Origin of the sequence: Nostoc sp. NMS8 (assembly GCF_017115045.1) — a bacterium.
In the GTDB taxonomy this organism is placed as follows: domain Bacteria; phylum Cyanobacteriota; class Cyanobacteriia; order Cyanobacteriales; family Nostocaceae; genus Nostoc.
Genome location: NZ_JABXKK010000027.1, coordinates 37,093 through 46,675, shown reverse-complemented (window position 1 = coordinate 46,675; position 9,583 = coordinate 37,093). Strand labels below are relative to the sequence as shown.

Below are 9,583 nucleotides of genomic sequence, written 5' to 3'. Positions count from 1 at the left end.
ACGACCCTTATTTATGAATTCACTATTTTGTTATTCTGTCAATGCGTAAGTCCTAATTGCTATTATATACTTCACAAATCTTCATCAAAATTCTATTCCGATATATCGCGATATATTCCGATATATCGTATATTAGAGAAAGTTGATTTGAGATTTACTTATGTTTAGACACTTTCGGTCACGTTTTGGCGCACCTGCATGGGCAGGAGTTAGCGAAGAGGATTCATTGCTTGTCAGGTCTTGGTTTGGCCATGACAAGCATCATGGCAGACATCATGAGAAACACTTTGGCCATGAAATGTTTGGTCGTGGTTGGGGAGATGAACACCGCACTCGTCGGGGTGATATCAAGTTCATTCTGCTGGAATTGTTATCAGAGCATCCTAGTCATGGTTACGATCTGATTAAAGAGATGGAAACTCGTTATGGTGGTTTCCGTCGCCTCAGTCCTGGCTCAGTTTATCCAACACTCCAATTACTAGAGGAAGGGGGTTATCTCAAGAGCGCACAGGAAGGTGGCAAGCGGATTTACACGATTACGGATGAGGGTAGACAATTATTAGCAGAACGTACCCAACAAGAACCTTCAGACTCTCCTTGGGATACCTTCAAAGGTTTCGTCACAGGTAAGCCCCAAGAGTTTATTGAGTTGCGGAATGCCGCCACAGAATTAGCTGCTGCTGTGGTGCAGGTTGCTCGTAGTGGCAATATCGAGCGGATAAATCGGGTGCGTGAGCTTTTAGAGCAAGTTAAACGGGAAATTTACGCGATTCTGGCTGAGAAATAAGACGGTTAGAGTTCAATACGTTCAGTTAAGGCTAAAATCCTTTTTTTTAACGAACCGCAAAGGACGTAAAGGTAGAGAAGCTTAACTGAACTATAAAATCGTAGTGTTTTTAAACGCAGAGGCACGCAAAGTAAGCGCAGAGGAACGCGGAGTTTTGCCGAATTTATGCAATGTTGTACTAAGGTGTCATGAGTTAAATACACGCTAGTTTTTTGAATTTTGAATTGCTTACACTGGCTGGGGTTTGAGTAAATCTGTTTTGGTAACAAATTCACTAAATGTACTTGCAACTTGCTGCGGTAATGCAATCGCTGGTGTTTGTAACGGTAAGCGAGGAAACAGTAATTCTGCAACTCGATAAGCTTCTTCGAGATGGGGATACCCTGAGAAAACAAAGGTATCAATTCCTAAATCGGCATATTCTAACATTCGCGCTGCAACTGTGTCTGGATCTCCAACTAAGGTAGTCCCAGCACCTCCACGCACTAAGCCAACACCTGCCCATAAGTTGGGGCTAGTTTCTAAGTTTTTGCGATCGCGTAGCGTGCCGGAGGCAACCTCGCCTTTATGCAGTTGAGCCATGCGGCGTTGTCCTTCTGATTCAGATTGAGCAAACTGCTGATGTGCAGCAGCGATGGTTTCATCATCGACATACTGAATCAGTTCATTAGCTGCATCCCAAGCTTGTTGCGTAGTTTCGCGGACTATAACGTGCATCCGAATTCCAAAACGTACTGTTCTACCTTGTTCTGCTGCTAATTGGCGTACCTTGGCAATCTTTTGGGCAACTTGATCTGGTGGTTCACCCCAAGTTAAATACACATCAATGTGTTTGGCTGCAACTTGGAGCGCCGCATCTGAAGAACCACCAAAATATAAGGTGGGATAAGGCTTTTGTACGGGAGGAAATTGGAGTTTTGCGCCTTTAACTTTTAAATGACGACCATTAAAGGTTACTTCTTCACCTTGCATGAGCGATCGCCAAATTGTCAAAAACTCATCTGTGAGTTCATAACGCTGATCGTGATCTAAGAAAATTCCATCTTTGGCAAGTTCTTTGGTGTCGCCACCTGTTACCACATTCAGAATAATTCGACCGTTAGAAATCTGGTCAAAAGTAGCAGCCATCCTCACTGCTAATGAAGGCGACATAATTGCCGGACGAAAAGCGACAAGAAACCGCAAGCGTTCTGTAACTGAAATTAAGGAAGTCGCGACAATCCAAGTATCTTGTTTTTGTCCAGTACCAATCAACATCCCACCATAGCCCAATTTATCAACAGCTTGAGCGATTTGCTGCATATAGGGATAAGTGGCTGCTCGTCTGCCAATCGTAGTACCTAAATAACGCTCATCTCCCTGTGTCGGCAAATACCAAAAAACTTCCATTTTCCTATCTCCTGTCTCTATTTTTGACTGATGGTTTCTGGTGTGATGGCTGCATATTGTTCGCTAGTCAGCATCGCTTCCTTAATACTGATGGGTTTAGGAATCACTTTTTCTTTGGCAAACAAATCTGCAATCTTCTGTTGATTTTCCATAATTTCTGGGGTAATTGGTCTTAACCCATAAGTTCGCCTTTCAACCATTGTTGTTAAAATATCTTCATCAATTTTGAGATGAGGAATAGTCAGTTTTACAACTTCTGCTCGATTTTTCTCACCCCATTTACCTGTGTTATCGATTTCCTCAAGAACTAATCGCACTAATTTCGGATTTTCTGTGGCAAACTTTCGTGCCGCCATGTAATATCCGCCCTGAGTAGCAATGCCACTAGCATCTCGCAAAACACGAGCATTGGCTTTCTTTTGGGCTACAGCTAAATAAGGATCCCAAGTTACCCAAGCATCAATTTTTCCTTGAATAAAAGCATCGCGGGCTTCTGAAGGAGGCAGACTAATGGCTTGAATATCACTATATTTCAAACTAGCCTCTTCTAAAGCTTTTATTAATAAGTAATGTGAAGCAGAACCCTTTTGGAAAACTACTTTTTTACCTTTGAGATCGGCTAAAGTGCGAATTGGTGAATTATTTTGGACGATAATTCCGCTTCCTTTACCAGTACTGGGTTTATTACTAGCAACATAGACTAAAGATGTACCAGCCGCTTGGGCAAAAATTGGGGGAGTTTCGCCGACAGAACCAATATCAACCCTACCAACATTCATCGCTTCCATTAGTTGTGGCCCTGCGGCAAATTGTGCCCATTCCACGGAAACACCTAAAGGCTTTAGACGTTTTTCAATCAATCCTTTCAGTCTGACGATATCCCCAGAACTTTGATATCCCATCCGCACAACTTTGGCTTTCAAATCGGTGGTTTTATTTTCTGAGTTTGGGGTTTGGACTGAGCAACTGATTAAAGTTGTTGAGATTGTTAATAACCCAGGCAATAGGAATAGTGAAAAACGTTGAAAAATCTTAAGTTTTGGCTGTTTGAAGGCGGTAATCATGGATGTGATACTTTGTTATTATTTGGTTTTGACTATTTGGTTAATACTTGCCGATTTTCAATCGTAGAGGCGCACATGTGTGCGCCTCTAGCGAATAGCCCTGGCGAATAGAATTCGCGGCTACACTGGCATTGTCCGCCTCCGCGGATTAAGGTCAAATTAAGGATTTGAAACCCACGGAGGTGGGTTTTGTTTGTGTAGACGCGGTTTCTAACCGCCGTTTCGGGTTAAGTTGACACTTTTTGAAGCTGAAGGTGCTTTTGGAAGAGTTCTTGAACGTTTTTCCAAGCATCGGCAGCAGCTTCGGCATTGTAGCTGGCGCGATGGTTGCAGAAAAAGCCATGTCCTGCTCCCGAATAGCGGAAGATGGCATGGGGAATCTTATTTTTCTTCAATTCAGCCTCAATTTGTTCTGTTTGTTCTAAGGGGATTCCCTGATCGTCAAGGCCAAAGAAGGCGTAAATGGGGCCTTTAATATCGGCAGTGTGGGTAATGGTTGGTTCTCCACCACCGGGAGTTGAGTTGGGAATACCGCCACCGTAGAAAGAGGCTGTAACTTTGATATCTGGTAAAGTGGCAGCTAGGTAAACGACGTGGCCACCAAAGCAGAAACCAATGGAGCCGATCGCGTCTCCTTGGACATTTGGTAAGGTTCTTAAGTAAGCGATCGCAGCTTTAATATCGCTCAATATTTCTTCTGCCGTTGTTTGCTCCTTATAACCTCTCCCTTGCTGCACATCCTCAGGGGTGTATCCACCCTCAAAACCAGGAGCGGTGCGTTGAAATAAAGTTGGTGCGATCGCTACATACCCGTCTTTGGCAAATTTCTCAGCAACTTCCCGAATGTGAATATTCACCCCAAAAATTTCCTGAATCACGATCACAGCGGGGAAGGTTCCCTTTTGGACTGGTTCAGCTAAGTAAGCATCAATCTGCAAATCTCCATTAGGAACTTTAACTTGAGCGGTGCGAATTTCTGTGTTTGTCATCTTTCTTAGGGATTAGCCTTTAATTGCTTTAAGGACGAAATGTTTTATGGTAAGTTTTGTACAATACTACCTAAACAATACCGATTTACCGTAGTTTCAAGAGTAGTATTTCACAAACAATGTGCAAAGGCAAGTCATTTGATTGAGATGTAAATGAATATAAGACCGTACCAAGAATCTGATGCTCAATCAGTTAATGCGCTATGGGATGAGGTGTTTCCTAATAACCCGTCGCACAGCAGCCCAAAATTGGTAATCAGTCAGAAGCTTGCTGTACAGCCTGAGTTATTTTTCGTTGCTGAGATTAACTCTGTAATTGTAGGTACTATTATGGCGGGATATGACGGACATCGCGGTTGGCTATACACAGTTGCAGTCAGCCCTCAGTATCAGCGGCAGGGTATTGGTAGCAAGCTAGTGCAGCACGCAGAGAGGGGATTGATAGCGATGGGATGCCTCAAAATCAATCTCCAAGTTCGTGTATCCAACGCAAAAGTAGTTGAGTTTTATAGAAAACTTGGCTATCTCGTTGAAGAACGCATCAGTATGGGAAAGCTTGTCACATAAGCTTTCGGTGAGTTGAAACAGAAAAACTTGAGAAATACGCCAGTAATACTACAAAAAGTGATTGTAGCGTTGCCAAATTTAACCCAAACTAGGAGAAAAATTTATGAAGCTTGATGCAGTTCATCATATTCAAGTAACCTATCCTCTTGAGGTGGAGGATGCAATGCTGTTTTTCTACAGCAAAGTTTTGGGATTAACTGAAATTTCCAGACCTGAAGTAATGAAAAACGATTCAGGAGCATGGTATAAATTGGGAGATATTGAACTGCACATTAGTACAGACAAAAACGCTAATAACCAAACATCTAGACGACATCATTGTTTTCAAGTCGATAACTTGAATGCTTTTGAGGAACACCTAAAAAGACATGGGGTAGAAATTATTCCCGATCAACGACCACTTCCCGGATACGTGCGATTTTTCCTCCGCGATCCCGGTGGGAATCGTATAGAAATTGCAGAGTTTGTCAAGAATACTTTTGAACAGCTACAAACAGAGGAGTTACTATTAGAAAGACATTCAGTAACATTGTCTTAGATACCAAGATAATTGGAAGTCGCACGCCAGTGGATACGCTCCTTTAAAGCTTCTGGCGAGCGTCTAAAAAAGCTTGCTTTTCTGCTACTTTGCGTAGGTGAATTAATAATGTGGCTTGAACGTGCAACTACTGAACACCACAGATCCTTTAATGACTGGGGTAAATTTGACCGCATAGAAACAAAAACATGTCGTCCTATTATTGACGGTCAAAGAATTACCATAAGTGATAAAGCAATAATTTTTGCTTTCCTTATTGATGGATTAGAAGAACCTGTAGGAAGATTCAGATATTTTGATATGAACTCACGAAATCGTTCGGCAGAATTTGGATATACCATCAACCCAAAATTGCGAAAACAGGGTTTAGGCACAAAAATGTTAATTACTGCTATCGATTACCTGTTGAAAACAACAGAACTCAACAAATTATATTGTCAGACTGCGGCTTTCAATATCGGCTCAGTTAAACTACTTGAAAAGCTCGGTTTTCATAGAGATGGAATTTTAAGAGAACATCATGAGTTAGACGGTAAACTATGGGATGATTATATTTACAGCATTTTACGGAGTGAGTGGAAAATTAGCAGATTTTTCAATAATTAGCTGTTTAATTAATTTTGATTGTTACTAATATAATAAAATACGATATTTAAGGGCTACTACCAACAATTTTGGGTTTTAAAGATGCGACAAATCGCCTTCTATATAAGTATTTTGGGCTAACATGAACTGTAGGTTAATATAATAAAAAAATTTATTTTTTAAGCATAAAGTCGAAAATGGAGAAGAGAAAATCAGGGTTTTAGACTTGTGTGGAGTTTTTTAAAACATAAAATAATCATCCTAGATTTTTTGGCAGTCTCACACTAAAGGTAGAAGTATTTTCGGAATGCTTGCACACACCTATATACTCATAAATGGTCAGATTAATTTAGAGGAAAATAACTGATGTCTGATTTAATTAATAAACAAATCATCCTTAAAAGTCGTCCAGTTGGCGAACCAAAAGAGAATGATTTTACTCTAGTAGAAACACCAACTCCCGAACCAGGTGAAGGCGAAATTCTTAGCCACACCATTTATCTATCTCTCGACCCTTATATGCGTGGTCGCATTAGTGCAGGAAAGTCTTATGCTGCATCAATAGAATTGGGTTCAGTTATTGTCGGTGGTACAGTCAGCCAAGTAATTAAATCAAATCATCCTCAATTTCAAGTAGGGGATTTTGTTCTTAGTGGTAATGGTTGGCAAACTTATGCTGTATCTAAAGGTGAGACACTGCGTAAACTTGATCCTACTCAAGCACCTTTATCCTATAGTTTAGGTGTACTGGGTATGCCTGGTCTAACTGCTTATGCTGCTTTACTTGATATCGGTCAACCGAAAGAAGGTGAAACTGTTGTGGTTTCAGCTGCTTCTGGTGCTGTCGGTGCGGTAGTAGGTCAAATCGCCAAAATTAAAGGTGCGCGAGTAGTGGGAATTGTGGGGAGTGACGATAAGCGGGATTATATAGTTAAGGAATTAGGTTTTGATGTTGGCATTAATCGCAAAACTCAAGAACTTGATTCAGCGCTTAAAGAAGCAGCACCTAATGGCATTGATGTTTACTATGACAATACCGCAGGTGTAATTTTAGAAGCTGTGTTGCAGCAGATCAACCTTGGGGCAAGAATTCCACTAGTAGGTTTGATTTCGGAGTATAACGCTACATCTACTCCACCAGGGCCTAATTTAAGACCCCTGCTAGTCAAACGGGCTTTGATTAAAGGTTTTTTAGTTGGCGATTACCAACATCGATTTAACGATTTTTTACATGATGTTTCTGGATGGTTGCAATCTGGTCAACTCAAATATAAAGAAGATATAGCTGATGGTTTACAAAAGGCTCCTGCTGCATTCATCGGTTTACTTCGAGGTGATAATTTTGGCAAGTTGATTGTTAAGGTCAATGATGACCCAACAGCAGCTTAAATAGATTCCCGACTTCTTCAAGAAGTCGGGAACTCTGAATCTCTCAAATTATTTCTAAATGGGCGACAATTTTGGCATATCAATGAATAAAGGGGAGCAAATTGTTGGAAATCAGCGTCAGGAGTAGATAATCCAACTAAAGTTTTAGGTGTAACTAGATGCACAATGGTTTTAGGAGTAAGCTACCACTACTGCTGACATTCTGCTTATTTACTAGCTTGTTGCCTGCTTCTGGTTCAGTTTTATGTCCAGCCGTTGCCTCTGACGAATACTATAAAATAGCCAGAAATTATCGCAGAGACGGACGTACAGGAACCGATGGGCGATCTGGTAGAGATGGTAGCAGTGGTGAAAACCAAAATATTTTTGTCAATGGTTCACCTCTAAATCTTGACTTGTCGGGTAAAGATGGTGAAGACGGGGAAGACGGGGAACATGGCGATCAACCTGACTGTGGTTCCCAACGCGATCGCGTCAGCCACGATATAAGCGCACCAGATGGTGGTAACGGCGGTAACGGTGGCAAAGGAGGAAATGGGGGAAATGGCGGTTCCCTGACAGCGTATTACAGCAATTTGGCAGATTTACGAAACATTTCCATTAGGGCAACTGGCGGAAAAAGCGGGCGCGGCGGTCGAGGTGGTAACGGTACGCAGGGTTGTAACTGTCATAGACGCAGATGGGAAGTGAAAACCTGCCAGGGAACTCCTGGTAGTCCTGATTATAAGTGTACTGAGAAAGTTTATCGATGTAGTGACGGTAGCGATGGACGAGATGGCACTGATGGTAGCGATGGTAGCCAAGGACGCTTAGGAACTTTGAGTATTGTCAATAGCAAGGAAGCTTTGGCCGCTGATAATCCAACTGTGCAGCTAGCAATTTCGCAACTGATAAACAAACAATTCAACCTCTCAAAGAACAAGTGGAATCAACGCATAGGGGCAGCTTCTCTACTTGCGCCTGGTGCTGCGATCGCTGATGATTATCGAGAGTTTGAACAACGTCTAGAAGAGGCTTTTCAAGTAGTTTGGCAAGAAAGACAACCCATCAGCAGCTTTGGTAATGAAGCTGTAACACTAAATTTAACTGATAACAAACAAGTAGAAATTACTTTTCCTGAGGAATTATGGGTTGAGGGTAGTAGCAAAAGTGAAACTAACTTAACAACATTTACCGTTAACCATGCCATTGCCAAAAAAGATGTCACCCGGTTGGCTGTGGCAGAATTTGCCGATGCCGGACAAAACCTTAACTTAAAAATAGTCGATTTGGCAGCCAAGTCTGACGCCATTAATACTCAGTTTCGCGTAAAATTTCGTGCCCAGGATAGCTTACATGGTTTTTCTGGTTACAAAACTGAATATGAAGGGGATATTCCCAACGAACTTGTAACTCGTGACTACAACCGTTTTACTCTAGCTTTGGGCAAGCTGAAAATTTCTGACGAAGCTTTACGCCCTGGTGTCAATGTTGATATTGAAGTTATAGCAACTCGTTCATTGGGAATACGTTCTGCCAAGCAAACTATTAGCTGGCAAGGTGCAATTCGCAAGCCTAGATAAAGTTTAAGAAGATTTTTTCCCGTCTGAAACCATTTGCGAGAGAATATAAGCTGCGAAATCTAGTAACTGATCTAGCAAAAAGCCAATAATCCCGATGTAAATGATTGTCTGGATTATATAATCAGTATTGCCAGCTTTATAAGCCTCCCAAAGAGTAAAGCCAAGTCCTTTTGGACCTGTTAACATTTCTGTGGCAATAACTATAAACCAGGCTACCCAAATGCTAACTTTCAAGGCATGAAATATATGAAAAATAGCTACTCGAAAGTTATTATTCTGTCTCTGAAAATGTCGCATACCTATTGCTGTATTAATGATCATCGTCCAGAGAGTTCCTATAAAGACTACTATAATAGCAGCTGTGTCGCTCTCTTGAAATGCTATTAAGGCAATAGGTAGCAAAGCTATAGGAGGAATACTATGCGGTATCTGAAATATCAGTCTAAATAGCTGATAAATCACGCTATTCATACCGATAAAATATCCAACAAAACTACCCAATACAACGGCGGGAATGTAACCAACAAATAACCGTTGTAGACTAGCTACAATGTCTAAAAACATATTATTTTCTCTGCCTCAGTTCTCATAGAAAACATTTGGGAAATACTGCGGCATCAACACAAAACCGTAAATTGAAAAGGTATTTAATTACACCTTATTTTTGACTTCTACAAGATTTTTTATATCTTCTCCTTATTAATAGCTAATTA

At 41.2% G+C, this 9,583-nt stretch carries 10 protein-coding genes; 6 read left to right on the top strand and 4 right to left on the bottom strand.

From position 1 onward, the window contains the following. Positions 1-160: 160 nt before the first annotated feature. Positions 161-787 (top strand): PadR family transcriptional regulator, encoded by a 627-nt coding sequence (locus HWQ39_RS03185; protein ID WP_292841467.1) that lies wholly within the window; start codon positions 161-163, stop codon positions 785-787. Positions 788-1,015: 228 nt separating this feature from the next. Here HWQ39_RS03185 and ssuD read toward each other — a convergent pair whose 3' ends face one another. The 3 genes from ssuD to HWQ39_RS03170 form a co-directional block, all read right to left on the bottom strand. Then, complete coding sequence (gene ssuD / locus HWQ39_RS03180) at positions 1,016-2,176, bottom strand: FMNH2-dependent alkanesulfonate monooxygenase (RefSeq protein WP_292841464.1); 1,161 nt, start codon at positions 2,174-2,176, stop codon at positions 1,016-1,018. 17 nt (positions 2,177-2,193) lie between these two features. Then, a complete protein-coding gene (locus HWQ39_RS03175) occupies positions 2,194-3,240 on the bottom strand; it encodes a sulfonate ABC transporter substrate-binding protein (protein ID WP_292841461.1) in 1,047 nt (348 codons plus the stop codon). A 227-nt stretch (positions 3,241-3,467) separates the two neighbouring features. Beyond that, complete coding sequence (locus HWQ39_RS03170) at positions 3,468-4,229, bottom strand: dienelactone hydrolase family protein (protein ID WP_292841458.1); 762 nt, start codon at positions 4,227-4,229, stop codon at positions 3,468-3,470. Between the two features lie 153 nt (positions 4,230-4,382). On the opposite strand from HWQ39_RS03170, the gene HWQ39_RS03165 reads away from it, so the two are divergent. The 5 genes from HWQ39_RS03165 (at position 4,383) to HWQ39_RS03145 (ending at position 8,870) form a co-directional block, all read left to right on the top strand. After that, positions 4,383-4,796 carry a GNAT family acetyltransferase gene (locus HWQ39_RS03165; protein WP_292841455.1) on the top strand — a complete coding sequence of 138 codons (414 nt, stop codon included), beginning with the start codon at positions 4,383-4,385 and terminating at the stop codon, positions 4,794-4,796. Positions 4,797-4,899: 103 nt separating this feature from the next. Next, a complete protein-coding gene (locus HWQ39_RS03160; RefSeq protein ID WP_292841452.1) occupies positions 4,900-5,334 on the top strand; it encodes a VOC family protein in 435 nt (144 codons plus the stop codon). 12 nt (positions 5,335-5,346) lie between these two features. After that, the gene (locus tag HWQ39_RS03155) at positions 5,347-5,940 is read left to right on the top strand and encodes a GNAT family protein (protein ID WP_292841450.1); all 594 of its coding nucleotides are present in this window, start codon (positions 5,347-5,349) and stop codon (positions 5,938-5,940) included. Positions 5,941-6,285: 345 nt separating this feature from the next. After that, positions 6,286-7,308, top strand: a complete 1,023-nt coding sequence (locus HWQ39_RS03150; RefSeq protein WP_292841446.1) for an NADP-dependent oxidoreductase — start codon at positions 6,286-6,288, stop codon at positions 7,306-7,308. Positions 7,309-7,466: 158 nt separating this feature from the next. Continuing rightward, on the top strand, positions 7,467-8,870 hold the full coding sequence (locus HWQ39_RS03145; protein ID WP_292841444.1) for a collagen-like protein: 1,404 nt from the start codon (positions 7,467-7,469) through the stop codon (positions 8,868-8,870). Between the two features lie 3 nt (positions 8,871-8,873). Here HWQ39_RS03145 and HWQ39_RS03140 read toward each other — a convergent pair whose 3' ends face one another. Further along, positions 8,874-9,434 (bottom strand): nitrate transporter, encoded by a 561-nt coding sequence (locus HWQ39_RS03140; RefSeq protein ID WP_292841441.1) that lies wholly within the window; start codon positions 9,432-9,434, stop codon positions 8,874-8,876. Positions 9,435-9,583 lie beyond the last annotated feature (149 nt).